We start from the raw sequence: 24,838 nt of genomic DNA on the forward strand, positions 1-24,838 counted from the left end.
ATGCGCAGCAGCTCGTCGCCCGTGCGGAAGGGGTACTTCAGGACGGTGTCGTCGAGCTTGATGCGGTCCGCGCCCACCGCCTCCTCGTCGACGACGAAGCCGCCGCCGACCGAGTAGTACGTCTTCGACAGCAGCTCCGCGCCCGAGGCGTCGTACGCCCACAGGGTCATGCCGTTGGCGTGGTACGGCAGGGCCTTGCGGCGGTGCAGGACCACGTCGTCGAAGCCGAAGACGACCTCCTGGGCATCGCCGATCTCGACGCCCAGCAGCCGCAGCCTTCCGGCCGACTTGATCCGCTCGACGTCCTGGTCCGCCTGGACCACGTCGACGGTGTGCGGCTCGTTGCCCTCCAGTCCGAGCAGTACCGCCTTGAGGGTGCCGTGGCCGTGGCCGGTCGCGCCGAGCGAGCCGTACAACTCGGCGCGGACCGTGGCGGTCTGGGCGAGTACGCCGTCCTCCTTCAGGCGGACCACGAACATGCGTGCCGCGCGCATCGGGCCGACCGTGTGGGAGCTGGACGGGCCGATGCCGATCGAGAACAGGTCGAAGACCGAGACGGCCACGGTCACTCCTCCGCGCGGGGGCGCTGTTACTTGGTCAGGCCGGCGTAGAGCGGGTGTTTGTCGGCCAGTGCCTTGACCCGGGCCTTGAGCCCTTCGGCGTCGTACGACGGTTTCAGCGTGTCGGCGATGATGTCCGCGACCTCGGCGAAGTCCTCGGCCTCGAAGCCCCGGGTCGCCAGGGCCGGCGTGCCGATCCGCAGGCCCGACGTCACCATCGGCGGACGCGGGTCGTTCGGGACGGCGTTGCGGTTGACCGTGATGCCGACCTCGTGGAGGCGGTCCTCCGCCTGCCGGCCGTCCAGCTCCGACTCGCGCAGGTCGACCAGGATCAGGTGCACGTCCGTGCCGCCGGACAGGACGTTCACGCCGGCCTCGCGGGCATCGGCGGCGGTCAGCCGCTCGGCGAGGATGCGCGCACCCTCGACCGTACGACGCTGGCGCTCCCTGAACTCCTCCGAGGCCGCGACCTTGAAGGAGACCGCCTTGGCCGCGATCACATGCTCCAGCGGGCCGCCCTGGAAGCCGGGGAAGACGGAGGAGTTCAGTTTCTTCGCGAAGTCCTTGCTCCGGGCGAGGATGATGCCGCCGCGCGGACCTCCCAGCGTCTTGTGGGTGGTGGAGGTGACCACGTCCGCGTGCGGCACCGGATTCGGGTGCAGCCCGGCCGCGACCAGGCCCGCGAAGTGCGCCATGTCGACCCACAGGTACGCCCCGGCCTCGTCGGCGATCCGGCGGAACTCCGCGAAGTCCAGCTGCCGCGGGTACGCCGACCACCCGGCGATGATCACCTTCGGGCGGTGCTCCCTGGCCAGCTTCTCCAGCTCGGCCATGTCGACCAGGCCAGTCTCGGTGTCGACGTGGTACGCGACCACGTCGAACTGCTTGCCGGAGAAGTTCAGCCGCATGCCGTGGGTCAGGTGGCCGCCGTGGGCCAGGTCCAGGCCGAGGACGGTGTCGCCGGGCTGGGCCAGGGCGAACAGCGCGGCCTGGTTGGCGGAGGCTCCGGAGTGGGGCTGGACGTTGGCGTACTCGGCGCCGAACAGCTCCTTGAGGCGGTCGACGGCGATCTGCTCGACCACGTCGACGTGCTCGCAGCCGCCGTAGTAGCGCCGTCCCGGGTAGCCCTCGGCGTACTTGTTGGTCAGGACCGAGCCCTGCGCCTCCATCACCGCGACCGGGGCGAAGTTCTCGGAGGCGATCATCTCCAGGGTGGACTGCTGGCGCTCCAGCTCGGCGCCGAGCGCGGCGGCGACGGCCGGGTCGAGCTCGTGCAAGGGCGTGTCAAGGACGGTCATCTGCGGCTTCCTCATGTCGGGGCGCAGGGTGGGCCGTACGCCTCGGGCGGAGCTGTCGGGCGGCGGCTGCGACAGCGGGGAGACTGGAGCGTGGCCTCAGCGGAAGACCACGGTGTGGTGGCCGTTGAGCAGGATGCGGCTCTCGCTGTGCCATTGCACGGCCCGTGCCAGCACCCGCGCCTCGACGTCCCGGCCCGTGGTGACCAGCTGTTCGGGGTCGTGGGAGTGGTCCACGCGGACGACGTCCTGCTCGATGATGGGCCCCTCGTCCAGGTCGGGGGTGACGTAGTGGGCGGTGGCCCCGACCAGCTTCACCCCTCGCTGGTGGGCCTGGAGGTAGGGCCGGGCTCCCTTGAAGCTGGGGAGGAAGGAGTGGTGGATGTTGATGGCCCGGCCCTCGAACTGCTTGCAGAGGTCGTCCGACAGGATCTGCATGTAGCGGGCGAGGACCACGAGGTCGATCTCCAAACGCTCCACCAGCTCCAGCAGCCGGGTCTCCGCCTCCGCCTTGGTCTGCGGTGTCACGGGGATGTGGTGGAACGGGATGCCGTGGCTCTGTGCGAGCGGCTCGAAGTCCCGGTGGTTGGAGACGATCGCCGGTATCTCGATGTTGAGGGCACCGGTGCTCTTGCGGAACAGCAGGTCGTTCAGGCAGTGGCCGTACTTGGAGACCATGATCAGCGTGCGGGTGGGGGCGGCCGCGTCGAACAGCCGCCAGTCGATCCGGTAGGTCTCGGCCAGCGAGGAGAAACCTGCGCGCAGGCGTTCCAGTGACGTCTCCGGGTCGGAGACGTCGAAGTGCACACGCATGAAGAAGCGGTCCTGCAAACGGTCGTCGAACTGCTGGCTCTCCAGGATGTTCCCGGAGTGCTCGACGAGGAAGCCGGTGACGGCATGGACCAGTCCGGCCCGGTCGGGACAGGAGAGGGTGAGGACGAACTCCCGGCCGGGGCGGGGGCGAGGGGGCACAGCATCCTCCAGCGGTGCGTAATGAGCAACACGGCGAGCATTACGCAACATAGTCCAAGGGGGAGGAGGTCCGGTCAAGGGTGTGCCATGACAGAAATCCGACAGGCGGGCTTCCTGGATCATGTTGTGCAGGGAGAAATTCGCAGCGCGATAAGCAACGCATGGCCGCCCAGCTGAGGACTGGGGGGCTTCGGGTCCGCGGTGCCTACGGCGACGAGAAGTACACCCGCCTGGTGGCGCTCAAGAACATCTACGACCCGGCCAACCTGTTCCGCCTCAACCAGAACATCCGCCCCGGTCAACCGGCCGCGGTCGGCTGACAGGCGGACAGCGGGGACCTCCCGGCAGGAAGCCGGACCGTGACGAGGAGACCGCCGGTGGGGCGGGGGACGAGGTCGAGGGTCCCGTCGTGGGCGCGGACGACGCTGTGCACGATGGCCAGACCGAGGCCGACGCCGACGTGCTCGTCGGTGCGTACGCGCTCCGTTGCGCGCTGGAAGGGTTCGGTGAGGGTCGGTACCAGTTCGGGTGGGAGCGGACGGCCCGTGTTCTCGACCCGCAGCACGCTCGTGTCGCCGTCTGCCTCGGTGCGGATTGTCACGGTGCCGTCGGCGGGCAGGTTGTGGACGACGGCGTTCTGGACGAGGTTCGTCACCATCCGCAGCAGGAGCTCCGCGGAGCCGCTGGTCCGGGCCGCTCCGCCGGTGACGTCGAGCGTGATCCGGCGCTGTTCGGCGAGAGGGAGCAGGGTTTCGGCGGTCTCTTCGGCGATGAGGGAGAGGTCGACGCTCTCGCGGGTGAAGGTGCCGCGGTCGCTGCGGCTGAGCAGCAGGAGGGCCTCGGTGAGGCCGATCGCGCGCGTGTTGACAGCGTGCAGGCGTTCGATGAGTTCGCCCCGGTCCCGCGTGGGGTCCTTGCGGGCGACGTCGAGCAGCGTCCGCGAAATGGCCAGCGGGGTGCGCAGTTCGTGGGAGGCGTTCGCGGCGAACCTCTGCTGCTCGGCGACGTGGGACTCGAGTTGTTCGAGCATCGAGTCGAACGCGTCGGAGAGCTCACGGAATTCGTCCTGGTGGCCCTTCATGCGGATCCGGTGGGACAGCGACCCGTTCCCGGCCAGCCGTGCCGCGGCCGTGATCTGGTCGAGCGGTGCGAGCATCCGGCCGGCGAGGACCCACCCCCCGACGAGGCCGAACACGAGCAGGCACACCATCGCAACGGCCGCGGCGGGCGCGAAGGTGCGCACCAGGAGGTAGCGGTTGGGTGAGATCCCGAGCAGGCCCTGGGAGTTGTCGGGTACGTAGCGCAGGATGAACATCCACACCACGGCCAGCAGGAGTGAGCCGGCGACAGCGAGGAACCCGGCGTAGCTCAGCGTGAGTTTCAGCCGGGCGCTGAGCCCGGGGCGTCTACGCATGCGTACTGCCGGGGCCGGTGGTGTCCCTGCCGGTGTCGATCCGGTAGCCGACGCCGGGCACCGTGGCGATGATCGACGGTTCGCCGAGCCGCTTGCGCAGTGCGGAGACGGTGATGCGCACGGCGTTGGTCAGCGGGTCGGCGTTCTCGTCCCAGGCCCGTTCCAGCAGCTCTTCGGCGCTGACGACCCCGCCCTCGGCGGCGACGAGGACTTCCAGCACGGCGAACTGTTTGCGGGTGAGCGCGACGTAGCGTCCGTCGCGGAAGACCTCACGGCGGAAGGGGTCGAGCCGCAGGCCCGCGACCTCCCTGACCGGGGGCCGGGCGTAGGCGCGCCTGCGGTCGAGCGCCCTCAGCCGCAGGACGAGTTCCCGCAGCTCGAACGGTTTGGTGAGGTAGTCGTCGGCACCGAGCCCGAACCCGGAAGCCTTGTCGTCGATCCGGTCGGCAGCGGTGAGCATGAGGATAGGGATGCCGCTGCCGGAGGCGACGATGCGCCGGGCGACCTCGTCGCCGGAGGGGCCGGGGATGTCGCGGTCGAGGACCGCGAGGTCGTAGGAGTGGACGCTGAGCAGTTCCAGGGCGGAGTCGCCGTCCCCGGCGATGTCGGCGGCGATCGCCTCCAGCCGCAGACCGTCACGGACGGCTTCGGCCAGGTAGGGCTCGTCCTCCACGATCAGTACACGCATGCCTGAAGCCTAAGGAGCACGGCATATCGCCGGCGTATGCGAAGACTTGGCGGCCACGTGACTCAGCCTGCCGGTGCCGGCGAGGGGCGAGGCCGGTCCGACGGTGCGTGGGCCGTAGCGCGCCACCAGCGGCGCGACGCCAGCGCGGCCAGCACGGCGCCGGCGGCGTTGACCAGCACGTCGTCCACGGAGGACACCCGGTCGAGCCGCAGGACGTACTGCGCGGTCTCGACCAGGACCGAGCAACCCGCCCCGAGCGCCAGGATCCGCGGCACGGACGCCAGCGCCGCGAACCGCATCGGCGCGAAGAACCCGAGCGCCGCGAAGATCAGCAGATTGCCGCCGATCCCGACCGGCCCCATCGTCATCAGGTCCCGCAGCGGTACCAGGCTCACCCGGGCGGGGACGGTGCCGGCCCCGCCGCCCGGCATCATGGTCAACCACAGGAACGGCACCGTCCCGTGGACCATGCCCACCTCGGCCACCGACATCCGCCACGCCGATGTGACGCCGGCGGCCCGCCGTCGGCGTGCCAGGGCCCACACCACCAGCGCGGCCAAGGGCAGGGCGACCAACGTCATGAGCACCACACCGTTGAACGTGTCGAAGCAGCCGTGCCACCGCCCGGCCATGCACGTCGGAGCGGCCATCATGAGCGGCCGCCGCACGACGAACACGGCGCTCGCCATGCCGAGGATCGCCAGGACGAGAAGCACGGTCCCCCGCGCGCGGCGGGGCGGTGCTGCCAGGGATGCGCTGTCGTTCATGCCCCCATTGGAGACGGAGGACCGTTGCGGCGGCGTATCCGATTTTCGATACGCCCGCGATACCCCGGAAAGGGCCCGTCCCGGTGCGCGCGTCAGCCGGCCAGCCGGTTGAGCTTGCGAATCTGCTTGTCGAAGGCGCGGGCGGGAACGACGCGGCGCAGCGTACTCGCGCGTCCGGCCACGGGGCCGGCGGTGTAGCGCAGCTTCGGCCTCGCGTCGGTCGCTGCCGCGACGATCACCTTGGCGACGACGGCGGGGGAGTCGCCTCCCTTGATCGCCTCCGCCATCAGGCGGTCGAAGGTGAGCCGCTGCTTCGCGTAGACCTGAAGGGGCGTGTCGGGCCGCGCGCTGTTGGCCTCGAATCCGGTCTTGGTGTAGGCGGGTTCGACGAGAAGCGCCCGGACGCCGTGCTCACGGACCTCGTGGTCCAGGGACTCGGTGTAGCCCTCGATCGCGTGCTTGGAGGCGGCGTAGACGGCCATGTAGGGCGAGGGGATGAGTCCGACCACGGACGAGATGTTGATGATGCGCCCGCGTCCCTGGGCGCGCATGTGCGGCAGGACCTCCTTCACCATGCGCATGACCCCGAAGACGTTGGTGTCGAAGATGTCCTGGGCCTGGGCGACGGAGGTCTCCTCGGCCGCACCCATCGAGCCGACGCCGGCGTTGTTGACCAGGACGTCGATCCGCCCGAACCGCTCGATCACCTGCTCGACCGCGGTGCTGACCGAGGCGTCACCGGCTACGTCGAGGTCGAGGAACGACACACCGTCCAGCGGGGTGACGCGTGAGGTGTCGCGGCTCGTGCCGACCACGTCGAAACCCGCTGCGACCAGCGCGAGCGCGGTTTCCTTCCCGATACCGGATGACGCACCCGTCACGAGTGCCGCCGGCCGATTTGTCGTCATCATGGATCCCTGCGCTCGTGGAGAAACTGATCGGTTTCCCTACCGTAAACTGATCGGTTTCCATGCGCAAGGGGCAAGCGCCGATCGCTGCGGGGCCGGGGTGTCGGCGCTGCCCGCCGCCCGTGCGGTCGGCGCAGGCGGGCTGGCCGACGCGGTCGGACCGTCATGCCGCCCACGACACCCACGACCACCCGGCGTTCCCCGTCTTGCAGCCGCTCATCCTTGCTGGGTGTGGCGGCGTGACCGGCGGGCATCAGTGGAGTGTGAGCCCGTGGATGCGTCGTGTCGGCCTGGCCGTCTGGTTGGTGGCGGCCGTGGTCGTCGTGCTGATCGCCGCCTTCTGGGGTATCAAGAGGCTCTGAACCCGTCGGTGTCCCAGGTCCCGTGCTCCTGCTGTCGTGCGTGTCGGACGCTGACGCCGAAGTCGGTGCGATGCCGGCCAGCCCGGAGGCGTAGCCCTGGCCGACGGCTCGGAACTTCCACTCGGTGCCGTGCCGGTAGAGCTCGCCGAAGACCATCGCGGTCTCGGTGGAGGCGTCCTCGGACAGGTCGTAGCGGGCGATCTCCTGGTCCCGGGGAAATCGATCTTGTCGATCTCGGTGGGCACGGCGGCGAGGTTTCTCTGCGTATGCCGTCGAGGCTCGATGGCAGGCCCCGGGTAAAGAATCTACATCACTGTAGAGGAGGTGGGGGTGTCTGGCGGTCGACCGCGTTCTCTGCGCTGTCGCCCTAAGTCGGGCTCCAACCCTGTGAGTTGGTGGCAAAGCGGAGAAGCGGGTGAGCGGAACTCGGTGGCGCCTGTAGTGCGACGTGAGGAAGGCTCGCTCACATGGTTTCGGTACTGCAAAACGTTGCGATCGACTGTGCGGACGCCTACGAGCTGGCCCGGTTCTGGAGCAGGGTGACTGGCCGTCCGCAGCATCCGGAGGACAAGCCGGGTGACCGGGAGACCCAGGTGCTGCTGACGGAGGGCCCGGTGCTGTACTTCAACCAGGTGCCCGAGTCCAAGAAGGCCAAGAACCGGATCCACCTTTGCTTGCGCCCAGAGACCTCGCGCGAGCAGGAGGTGGAACGGCTGCTGGCCCTCGGAGCCACCTTCGTCGCGGATCACCGCAATCCCGATGGCTCTGGCTGGGCCGTCCTTGCCGACCCCGAAGGCAACGAGTTCTGCGTCCTTCGCAGCGAGTCCGACCGAGCCGTCTCCCCGTAGACGCTCCCGGAGCGGTCCCTCGAACCGAAGGGCCAGCGGGCCGACCACGACGCCGGGGCGGCAAAAGGCTGCCGCCCCGCCGGCTCCGAGCTAGACGCCGGTCTGTCCGTCGACGAGTTCACGCACGACGTCGAGGTGGCCGTTGTGGCGGGAAATCTCTTCGATGAGGTGGAGGATCACCCAGCGCAGGTCCACGTGGCGCCCGTCGCCGATGGGACGCTTGGCTGTTGAGTTCAGGTCGTGGTCGGCCACCAAGCGGCGATAGCGGGCGCTCTGCTCTTCGTACTCGGCGAGGAGTTGGGGCAACGGGATGTCGACCGCCGTCCGCATCTCGGGGTCGGGGTCGTCGTCGGTCGCCGCGGTGAGCGGCCCCTCCGGCTCCTCGCCGAGGAACATCACCTGGACCCAGTGATGCTCGACCCACCGCAGGTGGCTGATCAGCCCGCAGATCGTCATCAACGGTGAATTCGGGAGCGGTGCCTTGCGGGCGTCTTCCTCGGACACGCCCTCACACTTGGCTCGCGCCGTGTCCCGGGCGTAATCCAGAAAGGTGGCCAGCTGCGTACGCTCGTCCCACGTGGGGGGTGTATCGGTTCGTTGTGTCATCGCGGATGAGGTTCCCACAACTCGGCGGCGGTGTCGCGTGATTAGAAGCCGCAGGATCCGCAGGACACCCCTCCTAGCCCGCAGCTATGACCGCCTGGATGAGGCCCGGGAATCTGCGATCCAGATCCTCCTTGCGGAGGCGCATGTACAGCCCATTCCCGGCGTCGCGCTGGTACACCAAACCTGCTTCGCGCAGTACTCGCCAGTGACGGGTGCGGCTGGACTTGCTCACCGGCAGGTCGAAGGAAGCGCACAGCCGCTCTTCGTCCGGCCGTGCGGCGAGTTCAGCCACGACCCGACGCCGGTTTCCATCAGCCAGTGCCAGAAGGATGGGTCCCACCTCCAGCTCCTCGGCACGAGGGTGGGCCAACTCGCCTGCCGTCATCACTCCACCTCTCGACAAGGTACGCCTAGGTGCGTACCTTACCCAGAGGTACGCGACTGGGCGTACCTTACCGTTGTTGGGGGAGTCATGTCCGCGCCTGCATCGCCACGTCGCCGAGTTCTGTCGCGCGTCCGCTTGGCACTACGCAAGCTTCTGCTCAGCGAGCACTCTCCCTTCATGACCCTCTGACCCGAGTGGGTCACAGCGACGTCGGGCAGGTCGTGTGTGCCCGTCACGGGACGGCTTCCTTGACCTGCTGGCAGCGGGCGCAGTAGCGGGCCTGCGGCACGATCATCAGCCGTTGCCGGGCGATGGGACGCCGGCACAGGTGGCAGATGCCGTATGAGCCCTCGCTCATACGGCTCAGGGCCGCTTCGACGTCGGCCAGGACCATGCGGGCGGAGGCGGCGAGCTTGATGCGGACCTCCATCTGCGCGGCGGTCTGCCGCTGGAGCCGGTCCTCGGCCCGGGAGGTGGTGGTGGGTCCAGCGAGCTGGCGCAGTTGCTCTTGGCGGAACGAGCGCTGCTCGTGCAGGTTCTCGCGCAGCGCGGCGAGGTCTTCGGCCGACAGGTGGGTCGTGGTCTCGCCGATGGTCTGGTCGGTCACCGCTTCACCCCTTGTGAGGCAGGGCGTAGGAGGTCGTACGGGCGTCGGTCAGGCTGCGCGGCGCTGGCAGGCGACGCAGTAGCGGGTGTAGGGGAGGATCTCCAGGCGTTCAGGGGGGACGGGTTTGGCGCAGCCCAGACAGGTTCCGTAGGTGCCGTCCTCGATGCGGGCGAAAGCTGCCTCGATCTCCTTGAGAACCCGCTCCATCGCGGCCTTCTGGACGGCCGACAGGTGGTCGTCCGTGCTGGGCCCGGACTCGTCGAGGGCCTGCAACTGAGCCAGCCGTGAGGTCCGTGCGTGCTCCAGGCGCTGACTGGCCTCATGGAGACGGGCCTCGTGGAGACGGGAGTCGTGAAGGTGGGCCTCGTGAAGGTGGGGCTCGGCCCGGGTGACATCGAGCGACATGGTGGGTCCCTTTCTCGGTCAGGGTGATCAGGTGTCTTCCACCCTGGCCGGGCAGGTGGCGGATGCCTATCGGGCGCGGGGCCCATTTACGCCGGGGCGGGGGATCCATGCGGCCGTGCCGTGGGTGGTGCCCGACCGGGGAAATGGGGGCTGGGCCCCATCGACGGGGCGCTCGGGACGGGGCAGGCTGACCGCAGGCTCAGTCGGGTAGCCCGGGATGAGCGCGGTGGGGCTGCGCGGCGGCCCGATGATGGAGGTGAACCGAGGTTTCCCGGAAGAGAGGCGGAGGGCCGGTGTCCCTGTTCTGGCGGATCTTCGCCCTCAACGCCGTGGTACTGGGCACGGCCACGGCCCTGTTGCTGTGGGCGCCCGTGACCGTCTCCGTGCCGGTTCTGCTCACCGAGGCGATCATCCTCGTCGGGGGCCTGGTCGTCATGCTGGTCGCCAACGCCGCGCTGCTACGGCTCGGCCTGGCCCCGCTGGGCCGGCTCACGAAGCTGATGACCACCGTGGACCTGCTGCGTCCCGGCCAGCGCCTGCCCGCTTCCGGCGGCGGCGAGATCACCGAGGTGATCCGTACGTTCAACGCCATGCTGGAGCGGCTGGAACACGAGAGGGCCACCAGCAGTGCCCGGGCCCTGCTGGCCCAGGAGGCCGAACGGCGCCGCATCGCGCAGGAGCTCCACGACGAGGTCGGCCAGAGCATGACCGCGATCCTGCTGGAACTCAAACGCGCCTCGGACGAGGCACCGCCGGCGCTGCGCGAGCAGTTGCACGAGGTGCAGGAGATCACCCGGGAGAGCCTGGACGAGGTGCGTCGCCTGGCGCGCAGGCTGCGGCCCGGAGTGCTGGACGACCTGGGTCTGGTCAGCGCGCTGACCTCGCTCACCGAGGACTTCGCCACCCACACCGGGTTGCAGGTCACCCGCCGTTTCGATGCCGATCTGCCACTCCTGGAGCCGGAGACGGAACTGGTCCTCTACCGCGTCGCCCAGGAGTCGATGACCAACGTCGCCCGGCACGCGGACGCCACACACGTCACCGTCGCCCTGCGTCACACCGACGACCGGGTGGTGCTTGCCGTGACCGACGACGGCTGCGGTGTCGAGGCCCCCAGGGAAGGCGCCGGCATCCGCGGCATGCGCGAGCGGGCCCTGCTCATCGGCGGCAGTCTCGACATCACCCCGGCACCCGACACCGGCACCCGGGTCCGGCTCACCGCGCCCGTATCCAGGAAGCAGCCCTGACCATGCCAGACGGGACCACGACCGCCACGACGGGGACGAGCACGATCCGCATCCTGCTCGCCGACGACCATGCGCTGGTGCGCCGCGGGGTGCGGCTCATCCTCGACCGGGAACCGGACCTGGAAGTGGTCGCCGAGGCCGGGGACGGCGCCGAGGCCATCGAGATGGCCCGCGCCCGCGAAGTCGACCTGGCCGTGCTGGACATCGCCATGCCGCGCCTGACCGGCCTTCAGGCCGCCCGTGAACTGGCCGCCCTCAAGCCGGGGTTGCGGATCATGATGCTCACGATGCACGACAACGAGCAGTACTTCTTCCAGGCCCTGAAGGCCGGCGCGAACGGGTACGTGCTGAAGTCCGTCGCCGACCGGGACCTGATCGCCGCCTGCCGGGCCGCGATGCGGGACGAGCCCTTCCTGTATCCGGGCGCGGTCACCGCCCTGATCCGCAACTACCTGGACCGGGCCCGCCACGGCGAGGAGACGCCCGACCAGATCCTCACCCCCCGCGAGGAGGAGGTCCTCAAGCTGGTGGCCGAGGGGCACTCGTCCAAGGAGATCGCCGACCTGCTGTTCATCAGCGTCAAGACCGTCCAGCGGCACCGCGCCAACCTGCTGCAGAAACTCGGCCTGCGGGACCGCCTGGAACTGACCCGGTACGCCATCCGCGCCGGCCTGATCGAAGCCTGAGCCGCCTCGAAGCCCGCGGCGCCGGCCCGCAGCGCGCACCTCGATGAGATGAATCGCGCACCACGATGAGATGAGAGGGGGACGGTGCATGCACCGCACTGCGCGCACCGCCCCCTGTACCGGCAGCGCCCGGTCCCGCGTCGCCGTACTGGCGGCCGTCGTGCTGGTGTTGCTGGCCGCGCTCGGCATCGCCGGTCCGCCACCCGGTGCGACGGGCGGTGCGATGGGCCGGCCGGCGGCCGGAGTGGTGGCAGGGGCCGACCGGCACGGGGACACCGGGCCACGCGCCGCCGACGACGGGTGCGACACCGTCTGCGCCAACAGGCCGGACGCCGACGACGGGTGCGAAACCGTCTGCGCCAACAGGCCGCACGCCGACGACCGGTGCAAAACCGTCTGCGCCGTCCGGGCGGCAACCAGCCAGGAATCGCACAGCGAGCACCCTGCCCCACGCGGCCACCTCGCCACCACCTGCGCCCCTGGCACGGACGTCACCCCGCCCGGCGCCGCGCGGCTGCTCCCGGCGCCGGCCGCGCACACCCCCTCCTCGTGTCCTCACGCACCCCATGACCGTGGGCGAGCGCCCCCGGCGACCTCCGGCATCTGACATCCCCTTTCCTCTCCTCGACAGCACCCCGGCCGCACCCGCGGTGGTCGGCGTGCGCCTGCCGGAGGCCCCCGTTGAACCGTTCCGTGCGCGTGAGGGCGCTGCTCGCCCTCGCCGTGATCGCTCTGTCCCTGTACATCGCCGTCACCGTGCCGGTCCGCTTCGGACTCGACCTGCGCGGCGGTACGCACCTCGTGCTGCAGACCCGCTCCACCCCGACCACCGACGCCGACAGTGAGGCCACCGACCGCACCCTGGAGGTGCTGCGCGGCCGTATCGACGGCCTCGGTGTCGCCGAACCCACCCTCGTCCGCTCCGGCGAGAACCGGATCATCGTCGAACTGCCCGGCGTGCAGGACCCGAAGCGGGCGGCCGACGTCCTGGGCCGTACCGCGCAGCTCACCTTCCACCCGGTGCTCGGCACCGCCGACAGCTCCGGCGATGCCTCCCGGCCACTGCCGAAGCGCCCCCGGGAACGCGTCCTGCCCGACGAGTCCGGCACGCCGCTGCGCCTCGGGGCCGCGGCTCTGACCGGCGAGGACGTCAAGGAGGCCGGCGCCCGGTTCGACCAGCAGGGCGGCGCCGGATGGCACGTCACCGTCGGCTTCGAGGGTGACGGCCGGACCGGCTGGGCCCGGCTCACCGGCGAGGCCGCCTGTCACCCGGCGGGCGACCCGGCGCGGCGGGTGGCCATCGTCCTGGACGACAAGGTCATCTCCTCACCGCAGGTCGACCCGTCCGTCGCCTGCCGTACCGGCATCCGCGACGGCGCCACACAGATCACGGGCTCCTTCGGCCCGGATGAGGCCCGCGAGCTCTCCCTGCTCGTCAACGGCGGGGCCCTGCCCGTGCCCGTCGAGACCGTGGAGCAGCGCACCGTCGGCCCGACCCTCGGAGCGCAGGCCATCACCGCGAGCGCCTGGGCGGCGGCCATCGGCACCGCGCTGACCTCGCTGTTCATCATCGGCGTCTACCGGCTGACGGGTGTACTGGCCGCCGTCGGCCTGGTCTGCTACGGCCTCGTCTCCTATGCCGCGCTGGCCGCGCTCGGCGCCACCCTGACCCTGCCGGGCCTGGCCGGTTTCGTCCTGGCGATCGGCATGGCCGTGGACGCCAACGTGCTGGTCTTCGAAAGGGCCCGCGAGGAGTACACGGCCCGCCGCCGGCCCAGCGCCCGCTCGGCGCTGACGGCCGGGTTCCGCAACGCCTTCAGCGCGATCGCCGACTCCAACATCACCACGCTGATCGCTGCCGCCCTGCTGTTCTTCCTCGCCTCCGGGCCGGTGCGCGGCTTCGGCGTCACGCTGGGCATCGGTGTGCTCGCCTCCATGTTCAGCGCCCTGGTGATCACCCGTGTGCTCGCCGAGGTCGCCGTGAGCCGTCCCCGGATACGCCGCCGCCCCCGCCTCACCGGCATCGCCACCACCGGCGCGGTCCGCGACCGTCTCACCCGCCGCAACCCCCGGCTGATGGGCAGGTCACGCCGGTGGCTGGGCGTGTCGGCCGCCGCGCTGGTCCTGGCCGGTTCGGGCATCGCGGTGCGCGGCATCGACCTCGGTGTGGAGTTCACCGGTGGCCGGCTGATCGAGTACGCCACCACCAGCCCCGTCGATCCCGACCGGGTCCGCACCGCCCTCGCCGACGCCGGATTCCCCCGGGCCGTCGTGCAGTCCTCCGGCGAAGCCGGCCTGACGGTGCGTACCGATCCGCTGACCAACGCCGAGGAGACCGAGGTCACCGGTACCGTGAGCGAACTCGCGGGGCGGGCGGACAAGGTACGCGACGAACTGATCGGACCCAGCCTGGGGGAGGAACTGCGCCGCGGCGCCCTGGTCGCGCTGGCCGTGGCGCTCGGCGCCCAGTTCGTCTACCTCGCGGCACGCTTCCGGTGGGTGTTCGGCACGGCGGCGGTCGTCGCCCTCGCCCACGACGTGGTGATCCTGGTCGGCGTCTTCGCCTGGCTCGGCAGGCCCGTCGACGGAGTGTTCCTGGCGGCCCTGCTCACCGTGATCGGCTACTCGGTCAACGACTCCGTGGTCCTCTTCGACCGTGTCAGGGAACTCGCCCGCAAGTCGCCCGGGGCGCCGCTGCCCGACATCACCGACCAGGCCATCGTTCAGACCCTGCCCCGGACCGTGAACACGGGCATCGGTGCCGCGTTCATCCTCACCGCCCTCGCCGTGCTCGGTGGGTCCTCGCTCACCGACTTCGCCCTGGCCCTGCTCATCGGCCTCGTGGTCGGTACGTACTCCTCCGTCCTCACCGCCGCCCCCGTGGCGATCCGGCTCCACCACCGCGCACGCCGGGAGCCGTCCCGGCGTACCTGACCCGGCCGGGGATCGGGCGCGGGTGAGGCGGGTGAGCCCTCGTCCGGCTCACCCGCCTTCCCCCGCGCGCGGCCGTGTCAGTGCGGCCGGCGTTCGCCGTGGTAGCGCTGGGCGAGCCGGGCGAGGGCGACCGCGCCGAGCAGGAGGCCGAAGTCGCGCAGCGCGATGTCGTAGTACCCCGGGATGGTCAGCAGGTTGACGATGATGCCGGCCAGCCATCCGGCCACCAGCCAGCCCCCGAAGCGCGGGGCGAGAGCGACGGCGAGGCCGGCGACGATCTCGACGACACCCACGGCGTACATGGCCGCCTGGGCGCTGCCGGGCACCACGTCGTCGATCCACGGCGCGAGGTAGGTGGGCCAGTCCACGAGCAGGTTGGCGAACTTGTCCAGCCCGAACAGGATCGGCGCCACGGTGAACCCGACACGCAGGATGACGAACGCCTGGTAGCCGGGGTCGCTGAGCACGGCCCGCCGGGGCGCGACGGACGGGGTGGTTTTGGTTGCGGACGTCATGACGCACCGTTCCTTCTATCGACAACTCTCACTATCGATAGAAGCGCGGAAGGGTTCTTAAGTCAATGGCTGTGGGTTTTACACTGGTGTTCGTGGACCACCCGAAAGAAGCACCCCGCCCCGATGTCTCCGCGGTCGCCGCCCTGGACGAGCCGACCCGCAGGCGGCTGTACGAGCACGTCGTGCGCCAGCCAGGACCGGTCAGCCGGGACGAAGCCGCCGCGGCTCTCGGTCTTGCGCGCCAGACCGCGGCCTTCCACCTGGACCGGCTGGCCGGCGAATCACTCCTCGACGTCGTCTACGAACGGCGCAGCGGCCGCACCGGCCCGGGAGCGGGCAGGCCGGCCAAGCTCTACAAACGCTCCGCCAGGGAGGTCACCGTCAGCCTGCCCGAGCGGCACTACGAGCTGGCCGGACGGCTCCTCGCCCAGGCCATGGAGGAATCCGAGGCCACGGGCGAACCCGTCCGCGCCGTCCTGCACCGGAAGGCCCACGAACTCGGCGCCCAGCTCGCCGGCCAGGGCGGCACAGGCGTGTTCGGTCTTCTGGAGCGGTACGGGTTCGAGCCTCGCCATGACGGTGACGCGATCGTGCTGGGCAACTGCCCCTTCCACGCTCTCGCCCGCGAACACACCCAGACGGTGTGCGGTATGAATCTCCACCTGCTCAGGGGGGTCCTCGAAGGGCTGGAGGACAGCAGTCGTCACGCCTGCCTGGCGCCCAGCCCCGGCCACTGCTGTGTCCGTCTGGAGCCGGCTTCAGCCCCGCCGGCGACCGCGAGTTCCTGACGCACCACTCGCCCGCCCGCCGGCCCCTCTTCCGCCTACTCGGCCTTGATGGCGTTCAGCATGTTGAGCTTCGCGGCACTGCGCGCCGGCCACATCGCGGCCAGGACGCCCACCAGCGCCGCCAGAACCAGGAAGACCCCGATCCGGTCCCACGGAACGACCAGCGCGTACAGCGGCAGCTCGTCCTTGATGGTCTGGCCGATCGCCCAGCCCAGGAACGAGCCGAGGGCGACGCCGACGACCGCTCCGAAGACGGAGATGACCACGGCCTCCAGGCGGACCATCCGCTTGACCCTGGGGCGGTCCAGGCCGATCGCGCGCAGCATGCCGATCTCCTGCTGCCGCTCGAAGACGGACATGGCCAGGGTGTTGACCACCCCGAGCACCGCGATCAGCAGCGCCATCGCCAGCAGGCCGTACATGATGTTCAGCATCATGTTGATCTGGCCGCCGAACTCGTCGCGGATGTCCTTCTGGTCCATGACACTGATCGCCGGGTTCTTGCCGAGGGCGTTGACCAGTGCCGTCTCGTTCGCGTCGCTCGGGCCGCCGTCCGTCTTCACGTAGATCCGGGAGATGTACGGCCTCGCCTCGTGCGGGGTGATGACCTTCGTGTCCACCAGCACCGAGGAGAGGACCGCCCCCTCCTCGTAGACGGCGCCGACCTTCAGTGAGCCCTTCTTGCCGTCGTCGAACGTGACGGGCACGGTGGCACCGACCTTCCAGCCCTGCTCGGCGGCCGTCTTCTCGTCGACCACCATCTGCCCCTTGCCGAGCGAGCTCAGCGAACCGTTCACCACATCGATGTCGAGGACCCGCTCGACATCGCCCGGAGTGACGCCTGTCGCCGCGACATAGTCGTCCTTGACGCGGAAGTACGCGGACTGGTCCGGCGAGAGGGCCGAGACACCCGGGGCCCTGTCCAGCGCCGCCAGCGCGGACCGGTCCACGCCGCCGCCGGCGGCCGTCTCGATCATGTAGTCGGCCTTGATCTGGTCGGTGGTCGCCTTGTCCAGCGCCGCGCCCATCGAGACGCCCAGTACCGACAGGCCGGTGACCAGCGTCAGGCCGATGGCCAGCGCGGAGGCGGTGGCACCGGTACGGCGCGGGTTGCGGACCGCGTTCTGCCCGGCCAGCTTGCCGGCCACCCCGAAGGCGCGGACCAGGAGCGGCCGTACGAGCGCGATGACCGGGCGGGACAGCAGCGGGATCAGGATGATCACGCCGACCAGCGCGAAGAACGCACCGCCGCCGATGATCTCCCGCCCGTTCTCGCCGATCGCGGCACCCGCCGTGATCAGCGCGACGCCGAGCGCGGTGACAGCGGCCCCGATGGAGTTGCGCACACCAGCGACTTGGTGGTCGGCACCGCGTGGACGCTGTTCATCGCCGCCACCGGCGGGATCCTCCCGGCGCGGCGACCGGGCAGCCAGGCCGCGAACATGGTGACGAGGATGCCGACGGCGAGCGCGGTCATCAGAGGTGTCGTACCGATGACGAGGGGGCCGCCCGGCACCTTCATGTCGAACGCGGCCATCCCCGAGCGCAGCCCGGCGGCCAGGGCCACACCGAGTCCGAAACCGACCACGGAAGCGACCAGACCGACCAGACCGGCCTCGGCCAGCACCGAACGGGTGATCTGCTTGCGGGAGGCACCGACCGCGCGCATCAGGGCGAGATCCCTCGTGCGCTGGGCGACCAGCATGGTGAAGGTGTTGGCGATCAGGAACACGCCCACGAAGAGGGCGATGCCGGCGAAGCTCAGCAGCATCTGGTTGAGGCTGCTCATGTCCTGCTCGATCGTCCAGGCCTGGTCCTCGGCGAGCGCGGCGCCCGTCTTCGCCTCGGAGTTCTCGGGGATCAGCGGCTTGACCGCGTCGAGGATCCTCTCGTCGTCGGCGCCGGGCGCGGACGTGACGGTCGCGTCGTGGAAGTGGCCCGGTTTCAGGTAGAGGCGCTGGGCGAGGGAGGTGTCGAAGAGGACCAGGCTTCCGCCGGCACCGACGGCGCCGTCGTCGGTGGTGAAGACACCGGTGAGCGTGAACTCCCTGACCGGGCCGTTCGTGGCGACGCGTACCTTGTCGCCGACCTCGAACTCGCCCTTGGCGGCGGTGTCCTCGTCGAGCGCGATCTGGCCGTCCCGCACCGGGCCGGAGCCGTCGGTGAAGTCGTAGGCGGGGTCCTCGCCGTCCTTGCCGGGGGCGAAGTTGGAGCCCGTGTTGGACCACTCGGCGCCGATGAGCTTGCCGTCGGGGTCGCCGACCCCGGCGAAGCCGTTCACCCGTCCGGTGACGGAGGCGACCCCGTCCAGCTCGCCGATCCTGTCGAGCGTCCGCTGGGACAGGCCCGTCTCCTCTCCGTCGTCGATGTCGACGTAGGAGGTGATGCCGACGGCGACGCCCTCGTAGCTCTTGGCCGACTGCTTACGGAAGGCGTGGGAGAGGGTGTCGGTGAAGATCAGGGTGCCGGAGACGAAGGCCACGCCGAGCATCACGGCGAGCACGGTCATCAGCAGTCTGGCCTTGTGCGCGAGCACATTGCGCAGGGCGGTACGGAACATGGGATGCGGGTCCTGGGGTGGGTGTCCGGTGATGGGCGGGGAGCGGGGCGCTGCGCCCCGGGGAGGCTCAGCTGGTGCGGCCCCTGCCGTCGAACTCCTTCATGCGGTCGAGCACGCCGTCCGCCGTGGGACGCAGCATCTCGTCGACGATCCGGCCGTCCGCCAGGAAGATCACCCGGTCCGCGTAGGAGGCGGCCACCGGGTCGTGGGTCACCATCACCACGGTCTGCCCCAACTCGCGTACCGAGTTGCGAAGGAAGCCCAGCACCTGGGCGCCGGAGCGCGAGTCGAGGTTTCCGGTCGGTTCGTCACCGAAGATGATCTCGGGGCGGGAGGCCAGCGCGCGGGCCACGGCGACGCGCTGCTGCTGGCCGCCGGAGAGCTGTGCGGGCCGGTGACCCAGCCGATCGGACAGGCCCACCATGTCGATGACCTTGCCCAGCCACTCCTTGTCGGGCCTGCGGCCCGCGATGTCCATCGGGAGGGTGATGTTCTCCAGGGCCGTCAGGGTCGGCAGCAGGTTGAACGCCTGGAAGATGAAGCCGATCTTGTCCCGCCGCAGCCGCGTGAGCTGCTTGTCCTTGAGGGGGCCCAACTCGGTGTCACCGATGCGGACCGAGCCGCCGCTGAAGGTGTCGAGCCCGGCCACACAGTGCATCAGCGTCGACTTGCCCGAGCCCGACGGCCCCATGATCGCGGTGTACTCGCCCTGGTGGAAGTTCACGGTGACGTGGTCCAGGGCGATCACCCGGGTCTCGCCCTGTCCGTACACCTTGGAGAGATCCTCGGCGCGTGCGGCCACCGCGGTGGCACGGTGAGCGGTGGGTGTGGTGATCACGAGGGGGCTCCTGACGGGAACTGTGCTTCGGGGACCCGTCCATCGTCCGCGCCCGTGATCCGCCGGGCGTCCGTCCACATGCCCGTTTCCGGGGACGGCCGAAAGTGCGAGCCGGGGCCGGCCCGTCCCCCGGAAGTATGACGAGGCCCCTTCTCAAGAAGGGGCCATGAGCTGACATACGACGTTCTCCGGACGCTACTCGTCGGAGAGCGTGAGGTCGGGAACCCGCCAGGCCGCCAGCGCGAAAGCGGCCAGGGACACCGCCGCGCCGGTGAGGAAGACGATGCGCATCGAGGTGACGTAGCCCTCCAGGAACGGCAGGGCCGCGCTCGGGTCGAGGGTGCGCAGGAAGGCGGAGTCCTCCAGGTTGACCCCGCCGCCGGGGCGGAGGACCCCCGTCAGGGCGTGCGCGTTGTCGGGCTGGGCCAGAAGACGGCGGTAGGCCGGGTCGTGGCGGGCCTCGGCCAGTCGCTCGGCGATGCTGCCGGCCGCCGTGGTGAACAGGATCGACAGGAACGCCGCGGTACCGACCGTGCCGCCGTTGGAGCGGAAGAAGTTGACGGACGCCGTCGCCGCGCCCATGTCCGTACGGGGCACCTCGCACTGCGCGAGCGTGGTGAGCGTCTGCATCGAGGCTCCGAGTCCCGCGCCCATCAGGGCCATGCCGAGCGCCGCGTGCCACAGCGGGCTGTCCACGCGCAGCGTGGCGAACACGAGCATCGCGGCGGTGAACGAGCCGACACCGGCGACGAGATGGACCTTGAACCGGCCGGTCCGGGCGATCATCCGGCCCGTCAGCAGCGTCACCGCGAGGTTCGCGGCGACCGTGGGCAGGGTGGCCAAGCCCGCCGCGATGGGACTCATGCCACGGACGAGCTGGAGATAGAGCGGCAGCGTCGTCATCGCGCCGAACATGCCGATGCCGACGACGAAGTGCAGCCCGACGCCCAGCCGGAAGGTCCGGATGCGGAACAGGCGCGGCGGCAGCAGCGCGGCATCACCCGACCGCCGCTCCACGACGAGGAACACGGCCAGCCCCGCCACGCCGATCGCGTACATCAACAGGGCCTGGGACGAGCCCCACCCCCAGACGCGGCCCTGCTCGGCGACCGTCAGCAGCGGCACCAGCCCCACGGCCAGGGCGAGCGCCCCGGCGTAGTCGAGCCGGTGCCGCACCCGCTGGTGCGGGAAGCGCAGCACGCGCATGATCGCCACGGCGGCCGCGGCGGCGAGCGGCACGTTGATCAGGAAGATCCACCGCCAGCCCGCTATTCCGAGCAGCTCGGCCCGGTCCGCGAACGCGCCGCCCACCAGCGGGCCGACGATGCTGGCGCCGCCGAACACGGCCATGAAGTAGCCCTGGTAGCGGCCCCTTTCGCGCGGAGTGGTGATGTCGGCGACGATCGTCATCGCCAGCGACATCAGCCCGCCGCCGCCGAGACCCTGCACGGCGCGGAACGCCGCGAGTTCGTAGATCGACGTGGCGCATCCGCACAGCAGCGAGCCGACGGTGAACAGGGCGATCGCAGCGAGGTAGACGGGCCTGCGGCCGTGGATGTCGGAGAGCTTGCCGTACAGCGGCGTCGCGATGGTGGCGGTGATGAGATACGCGGTGGTCACCCATGCCTGGGCGGTCAGCCCGTGCAGGTCGTCGGCGATGGTCCGCAGCGCGGACGAGACCACCGTCTGGTCCAGCGCCCCCAGGAACATGCCGAGCACCAGCCCGGACATGACGGTGGTGATCTGCCGGTGACTGAGCCGCGGGGGCATGTCCCCGGCCGCGCCCTGTTCTTGGGTGTCGGAGAAGGTCACGTGTCGTCCTCGGGGTGGGGGCGGGTACGGCGCACGGACGCGGGCCGCCCCGGGGCTTCGGAGCGGCCCGCGCCGGGAGCGGGCGCGGCTAGCCGGCGATGCCGGCCAGGTCGCCGACCGCCTGGCCGATCTCCGGCAGCGTCAGCATCGCCAACTGGGCCGACCGGGCCCGCGCCCGGGGCTCGGGGTCGGCGAGGAGTTTGCGGCACACGTCGGCGATTCCGGCCGCACTGCGATCCGCGATGTGACGGCCCAGGCCCAGCTCCTCCACCCGCTCCGCGTTGGCCGGCTGGTCCCCGAAGTGCGGCAGGACCGCCAGCGGCGTGCCGGTGCGCATGGCCTCGCGGATGCTGTTGAAGCCGCCGTGGGTGACGAACAGGTCGACGGACTCCAGCAGCAGCGGCTGCGGCACCCGCTCGGTGACATGGACGTGCCCGGGCAGACCCTCGGTGTCCACCGGCACCCCGGACGTCGACACGACCACCGTGCAGTCGTCCAGCTCGGCCGCCGCCCCCACGATCGCGCGCAGACTCTCGGTGCTGTCCGGCAGCTTCACCGGCAGAGGCGTCTGCCCGTGCGCCATGCGCTCACGCATCTTCGGCAGGGCGGTACCGATCGCGGCGTACACCAGCGGCCGGTCCGTGGGCAGTCCGGCGGCCCACTCCGGCAGCACCGCGCCGCGCTCGACGTCCACCGTCTGCCGGTAGGCCCACGTGCTGGGCAGGTGCCGGGCGAAGGAAAAGGCCGGCGGCACGTAGTCGACGCGGCCGTACGGTACGACGGACAGCGGGTCGTCCCCCACGGGCAGTCCCAGTTCCGTGCGCCGCTCGTTCAGCTGTGGCAGCACCTCGACGGGGTCCAGGACGTTGCTGAACCCGGAAGGCGTCGGCAACTGCGGCACGCCGAGCAGTTCGGCGGTGAGCACCGCGCCCATGTCCATACCGTCCCGCAGGATCAGATCGGGCCGGAAGTCCCGGGCGAGGGGAAGCAGGACGTCCAGGTGCGGCTTGACTCCCGGCCCGGCCACGTTGCGCATCAGCAGCCGGGCCAGCGCGTTCGTCGGCTCCGTCAGGTCGGGGGTGTCCTGGAGCTCCGCGAGGTACGGGCCCATCGCGGCGAGCGGATCGAACTCCGGTAAAACGGGCTTCACTTGTACGTCGTCGTCACGGAAGACGGGGACGAGGGCCTCGGTGGTGACCACCAGCACTTGATGCCCGGCCTCGGCGAGGGCGCGCAGCAGGGGCAGCTGAGCACGCCCGTGGGAGGGACTGCCGAGCGTGGTGCACAGAACCCGCATGGGTGAGCCTTTCTCTTGGATTCTTCTTCGGAGGGAGGGAGAGGGAGGAGCCGGGGCCGGACCCGCTGTCACGCCACCCTCGTCGGTGCCTCCGCGCGCCCGATGCCCTGCCAGCTCAGCCCGGCCCGCGCGAGCCGGTCCGCGTCCAGCAGGTTGCGGAAGTCGTGGACCTCCCGGCCCGCCATGCGCGCGGCGATCGCCGCCCAGTCGAGGTCGCGCAGCTCCGGCCACTCGGTGAGGACGAGACAGGCGGCCGCACCCTCCGCCGCCCGCACCGGGTCGTCGGCGAGGTCGACCAGATCACTCAAGTCGGGCCGCTCCTCACACAACGCCGGGTCGTACGCGGTGAGTTCGGCGCCGCGCTCGCGCAGCAGCCGGGCGACGGAGAGAGCGGGGGAGTCCCGCAGATCGGAGGTGCCGGCCTTGAAGGTCAGTCCGTACAGGGCGAGTCGTACGCCGTGCAGCGAGCCGTCCGCGCCACGCCCGCAGGACGTGGCGACCCGATCGACGAGCTGCTGCTGGTGGGTGACGTTGGTCTCGATGGTGGCGCGCAGCAGGGGGAAGTCGACCCCGGCCAGGTCGCACACGGTCAGCAGGGCGTGGGTGTCCTTGGGCAGACAGGAGCCGCCCCAGCCGGGCCCGGGCCGCAGGAACGCGGAGCCGACGCGCGGGTCGCGGCCGATGCCCTCGGTGACATCGTTGATGTCGGCGCCGAAGCGTTCGCAGACGGTGGCGAGGTTGTTGGCGAAGGACAGCTTCATCGCGAGGAAGAAGTTCGCCGCGTACTTGGTCAGTTCGGCGCTGGCGGGGTCCGTGAGCACCAGCGGCGCGTCCAGTCCGGCGTACAGGTCGGCCACGCGCCGGGAGGCGTCCCGGTCGGCGGCACCGATGACGATCCGGTCGGGGTGCAGGAAGTCGTGGACGGCGCGGCCCTCGCGCAGGAACTCCGGGTTGCTCACCACGACCACGTCGTCCCGGCCGAGCAGCGCGGCGACGCGCTCGCACGTCCCGACGGGCACGGTCGACTTGTTGACGACGACACAGCCGGGCGGCAGTACCTCCCGGATCTGCGCGGCCACCGCCTCCACGGCGGCGAGGTCGGCCGCGCCGCCCGCCCCCATGGGTGTGGGCAGGCACAGGAACACGACGTCGGCTTCGGCGACGGCGGCCGCGGTGTCGCCGGTGAAGTCGAGCCGGGCAGCGTCCAGGGCGTCCCGGACGGTCTCCTGCAAACCAGGCTCCAGGATGTCCACCCGGGCCTCGCGCAGCCGCTCGACCTTGTGCGGGTCGGCGTCCGCGCACACCACGGAGTGCCCAAGAGAGGCCAGGCAGGCGCCGGTTGTGAGTCCGACGTAGCCGGTTCCGATCACGGCGACGCGTCGAGCAGGCACAGAAGATCACCTTTTCCGGTCGGTGGGGGTGCCCGCGTCCGACGGTCGAGAGGCGCGCGAAAGCGCGCTCGATCACGTCGTGCGGGCGGACCTGGAAGGGCCGACTCCGTCGTACGGCCCGGGCGGAGCGAGGACTCAAGTCACCAATCGTTGACCGGAGTCAGGTATCGCATGCGGCGAGAACGTAAGTCAACGGTTGATGACATCGGTCGGTGACTTTGAGACAGTCGCCGCACACTGGAACATGGGCGGATGGCGGAAGCGCCGTGGACCACGGAGGTGCGGTACGTGACCGGAGTACAGAACGGCGAGACGGCGAAGGCGGTGGCCGGCAGGTCCGCCCACAAACGCTCGGCCTCGGCGACGCGTACGGCGCTGCGGGCGGCCGCGGCCTTCCGTTTCGGCAAGTACGGCTACGAAGGCACCAGCGTGCGCGACATCGCGGGCGACGTGGGCGTGGACGCCGCCCTCGTCTACCGCTACTTCGGCTCGAAAGAAGCGCTGTTCAACGACGTTTCGGGCAGCCGCAAGATATTCGAACCGCTGCTGGACGAGCCGGTCGAGGCGATCCCCGACTGGTTCTGCGCGCTGCTCATGGGGCAGCCGAGGGAGGGCGGCTTCCCGCACCCGGTGCTCTCCGTGCTGCGGTCCTCCGGCCGGGACGAGGCGGTGGCGCGGCTGCGGGCGGATTTCACGGAGGTGTTCTCCCACCGCCTGGCCGCCCGCATCGGCGGCCCCGACGCCGACCTGAGGGCGGAACTCCTCGCCGCCTGGATGCTCGGCACGAGCCTGATGCGCACGGAGATCCGCCCACCCGCCCTGGTCTCGACGCCGGACGCCACGCTGGAGCGGTACTTGCGCGCGGGCATCGAGGTCCTGCTGGGTCCGGGGCCGGAAGACGACGACGGGGCGGCCGGGGGCGGGGACGAGCGCCCCGTCGGGGACAGCTGACG

24 protein-coding genes and 2 pseudogenes are annotated in these 24,838 nt (G+C 70.5%); 8 read left to right on the top strand and 18 right to left on the bottom strand.

The genetic code is table 11. The features are described 5' to 3' along the window. From ABFX81_RS37040 to purU, 3 genes are all read right to left on the bottom strand, one after another. A partial coding sequence (locus tag ABFX81_RS37040; protein ID WP_346139292.1) for a serine dehydratase beta chain occupies positions 1–563 on the bottom strand: 563 nt, incomplete at its 3' end. A gap of 26 nt (positions 564–589) precedes the next feature. Next, positions 590–1,858 carry a serine hydroxymethyltransferase gene (gene glyA, locus ABFX81_RS37045; protein ID WP_086853214.1) on the bottom strand — a complete coding sequence of 423 codons (1,269 nt, stop codon included), beginning with the start codon at positions 1,856–1,858 and terminating at the stop codon, positions 590–592. A gap of 96 nt (positions 1,859–1,954) precedes the next feature. Continuing rightward, on the bottom strand, positions 1,955–2,827 hold the full coding sequence (purU, locus tag ABFX81_RS37050) for a formyltetrahydrofolate deformylase (RefSeq protein ID WP_086853216.1): 873 nt from the start codon (positions 2,825–2,827) through the stop codon (positions 1,955–1,957). A 161-nt stretch (positions 2,828–2,988) separates the two neighbouring features. Between purU and ABFX81_RS37055 the strand changes: the two genes are divergently transcribed. Further along, a complete protein-coding gene (locus tag ABFX81_RS37055; protein WP_086853219.1) occupies positions 2,989–3,147 on the top strand; it encodes a BBE domain-containing protein in 159 nt (52 codons plus the stop codon). Here ABFX81_RS37055 and ABFX81_RS37060 read toward each other — a convergent pair. From ABFX81_RS37060 to ABFX81_RS37080, 5 genes and pseudogenes are all read right to left on the bottom strand, one after another. Then, complete coding sequence (locus ABFX81_RS37060; protein WP_346139293.1) at positions 3,126–4,241, bottom strand: sensor histidine kinase; 1,116 nt, start codon at positions 4,239–4,241, stop codon at positions 3,126–3,128. The genes ABFX81_RS37055 and ABFX81_RS37060 overlap by 22 nt on opposite strands. Next, positions 4,234–4,929, bottom strand: coding sequence for a response regulator transcription factor (locus ABFX81_RS37065; protein ID WP_346139294.1), 696 nt, complete (start codon positions 4,927–4,929; stop codon positions 4,234–4,236). The genes ABFX81_RS37060 and ABFX81_RS37065 overlap by 8 nt, the downstream gene beginning before the upstream one ends. A gap of 62 nt (positions 4,930–4,991) precedes the next feature. Continuing rightward, complete coding sequence (locus ABFX81_RS37070) at positions 4,992–5,696, bottom strand: VanZ family protein (RefSeq protein ID WP_086845743.1); 705 nt, start codon at positions 5,694–5,696, stop codon at positions 4,992–4,994. 92 nt (positions 5,697–5,788) lie between these two features. Beyond that, positions 5,789–6,604, bottom strand: coding sequence for an oxidoreductase (locus ABFX81_RS37075; protein ID WP_346139364.1), 816 nt, complete (start codon positions 6,602–6,604; stop codon positions 5,789–5,791). Between the two features lie 408 nt (positions 6,605–7,012). Next, positions 7,013–7,176: pseudogene (locus ABFX81_RS37080) on the bottom strand (TerD family protein); the annotation flags it as partial. Positions 7,177–7,433: 257 nt separating this feature from the next. On the opposite strand from ABFX81_RS37080, the gene ABFX81_RS37085 reads away from it, so the two are divergent. After that, complete coding sequence (locus tag ABFX81_RS37085; RefSeq protein WP_086845750.1) at positions 7,434–7,814, top strand: VOC family protein; 381 nt, start codon at positions 7,434–7,436, stop codon at positions 7,812–7,814. A gap of 90 nt (positions 7,815–7,904) precedes the next feature. On the opposite strand, the gene ABFX81_RS37090 is transcribed toward ABFX81_RS37085, so the two are convergent. The 4 genes from ABFX81_RS37090 to ABFX81_RS37105 form a co-directional block, all read right to left on the bottom strand. Next, positions 7,905–8,420, bottom strand: coding sequence for a mycothiol transferase (locus ABFX81_RS37090; protein WP_086845752.1), 516 nt, complete (start codon positions 8,418–8,420; stop codon positions 7,905–7,907). A gap of 73 nt (positions 8,421–8,493) precedes the next feature. After that, complete coding sequence (locus tag ABFX81_RS37095; RefSeq protein ID WP_086845753.1) at positions 8,494–8,805, bottom strand: helix-turn-helix transcriptional regulator; 312 nt, start codon at positions 8,803–8,805, stop codon at positions 8,494–8,496. A 232-nt stretch (positions 8,806–9,037) separates the two neighbouring features. Continuing rightward, a complete protein-coding gene (locus ABFX81_RS37100) occupies positions 9,038–9,412 on the bottom strand; it encodes a TraR/DksA C4-type zinc finger protein (RefSeq protein ID WP_086845755.1) in 375 nt (124 codons plus the stop codon). Positions 9,413–9,460: 48 nt separating this feature from the next. Next, positions 9,461–9,817 (bottom strand): TraR/DksA C4-type zinc finger protein, encoded by a 357-nt coding sequence (locus ABFX81_RS37105; RefSeq protein WP_086845757.1) that lies wholly within the window; start codon positions 9,815–9,817, stop codon positions 9,461–9,463. Positions 9,818–10,110: 293 nt separating this feature from the next. Between ABFX81_RS37105 and ABFX81_RS37110 the strand changes: the two genes are divergently transcribed. From ABFX81_RS37110 to secD, 4 genes are all read left to right on the top strand, one after another. After that, complete coding sequence (locus ABFX81_RS37110) at positions 10,111–11,064, top strand: HAMP domain-containing sensor histidine kinase (RefSeq protein WP_346139295.1); 954 nt, start codon at positions 10,111–10,113, stop codon at positions 11,062–11,064. Positions 11,065–11,066: 2 nt separating this feature from the next. Continuing rightward, positions 11,067–11,750 carry a response regulator gene (locus ABFX81_RS37115; RefSeq protein WP_086850346.1) on the top strand — a complete coding sequence of 228 codons (684 nt, stop codon included), beginning with the start codon at positions 11,067–11,069 and terminating at the stop codon, positions 11,748–11,750. Positions 11,751–11,838: 88 nt separating this feature from the next. Next, positions 11,839–12,357, top strand: a complete 519-nt coding sequence (locus tag ABFX81_RS37120; protein ID WP_086850345.1) for a hypothetical protein — start codon at positions 11,839–11,841, stop codon at positions 12,355–12,357. A gap of 74 nt (positions 12,358–12,431) precedes the next feature. After that, entirely contained in the window at positions 12,432–14,684 is a 2,253-nt protein-coding gene (secD, locus tag ABFX81_RS37125) for a protein translocase subunit SecD (RefSeq protein ID WP_086850344.1), read from the top strand. A 77-nt stretch (positions 14,685–14,761) separates the two neighbouring features. On the opposite strand, the gene ABFX81_RS37130 is transcribed toward secD, so the two are convergent. Further along, the gene (locus ABFX81_RS37130) at positions 14,762–15,199 is read right to left on the bottom strand and encodes a DoxX family membrane protein (protein ID WP_086850343.1); all 438 of its coding nucleotides are present in this window, start codon (positions 15,197–15,199) and stop codon (positions 14,762–14,764) included. Between the two features lie 86 nt (positions 15,200–15,285). Here ABFX81_RS37130 and ABFX81_RS37135 point away from each other — a divergent pair, with 86 nt between their 5' ends. Continuing rightward, positions 15,286–15,987 carry a helix-turn-helix transcriptional regulator gene (locus tag ABFX81_RS37135; RefSeq protein ID WP_346139365.1) on the top strand — a complete coding sequence of 234 codons (702 nt, stop codon included), beginning with the start codon at positions 15,286–15,288 and terminating at the stop codon, positions 15,985–15,987. A gap of 35 nt (positions 15,988–16,022) precedes the next feature. On the opposite strand, the pseudogene ABFX81_RS37140 reads toward ABFX81_RS37135, so the two are convergent. From ABFX81_RS37140 to ABFX81_RS37160, 5 genes and pseudogenes are all read right to left on the bottom strand, one after another. Beyond that, positions 16,023–18,547, bottom strand: a pseudogene (locus ABFX81_RS37140) (ABC transporter permease). Positions 18,548–18,614: 67 nt separating this feature from the next. Next, complete coding sequence (locus tag ABFX81_RS37145; RefSeq protein ID WP_086604528.1) at positions 18,615–19,385, bottom strand: ABC transporter ATP-binding protein; 771 nt, start codon at positions 19,383–19,385, stop codon at positions 18,615–18,617. A 195-nt stretch (positions 19,386–19,580) separates the two neighbouring features. Continuing rightward, complete coding sequence (locus ABFX81_RS37150) at positions 19,581–21,197, bottom strand: MDR family MFS transporter (RefSeq protein ID WP_346139296.1); 1,617 nt, start codon at positions 21,195–21,197, stop codon at positions 19,581–19,583. 88 nt (positions 21,198–21,285) lie between these two features. Then, the gene (locus tag ABFX81_RS37155; RefSeq protein WP_086851745.1) at positions 21,286–22,494 is read right to left on the bottom strand and encodes a nucleotide disphospho-sugar-binding domain-containing protein; all 1,209 of its coding nucleotides are present in this window, start codon (positions 22,492–22,494) and stop codon (positions 21,286–21,288) included. Between the two features lie 68 nt (positions 22,495–22,562). Beyond that, positions 22,563–23,885 (bottom strand): UDP-glucose dehydrogenase family protein, encoded by a 1,323-nt coding sequence (locus ABFX81_RS37160; RefSeq protein ID WP_346139297.1) that lies wholly within the window; start codon positions 23,883–23,885, stop codon positions 22,563–22,565. 252 nt (positions 23,886–24,137) lie between these two features. On the opposite strand from ABFX81_RS37160, the gene ABFX81_RS37165 reads away from it, so the two are divergent. Beyond that, positions 24,138–24,836: a TetR/AcrR family transcriptional regulator gene (locus tag ABFX81_RS37165; RefSeq protein ID WP_346139298.1), complete on the top strand. Its 699-nt coding sequence runs from the start codon at positions 24,138–24,140 to the stop codon at positions 24,834–24,836. The last annotated feature ends 2 nt before the right edge of the window (positions 24,837–24,838 follow it).

The organism is Streptomyces coeruleofuscus (assembly GCF_039532725.1).
Lineage (GTDB): Bacteria > Actinomycetota > Actinomycetes > Streptomycetales > Streptomycetaceae > Streptomyces > Streptomyces coeruleofuscus.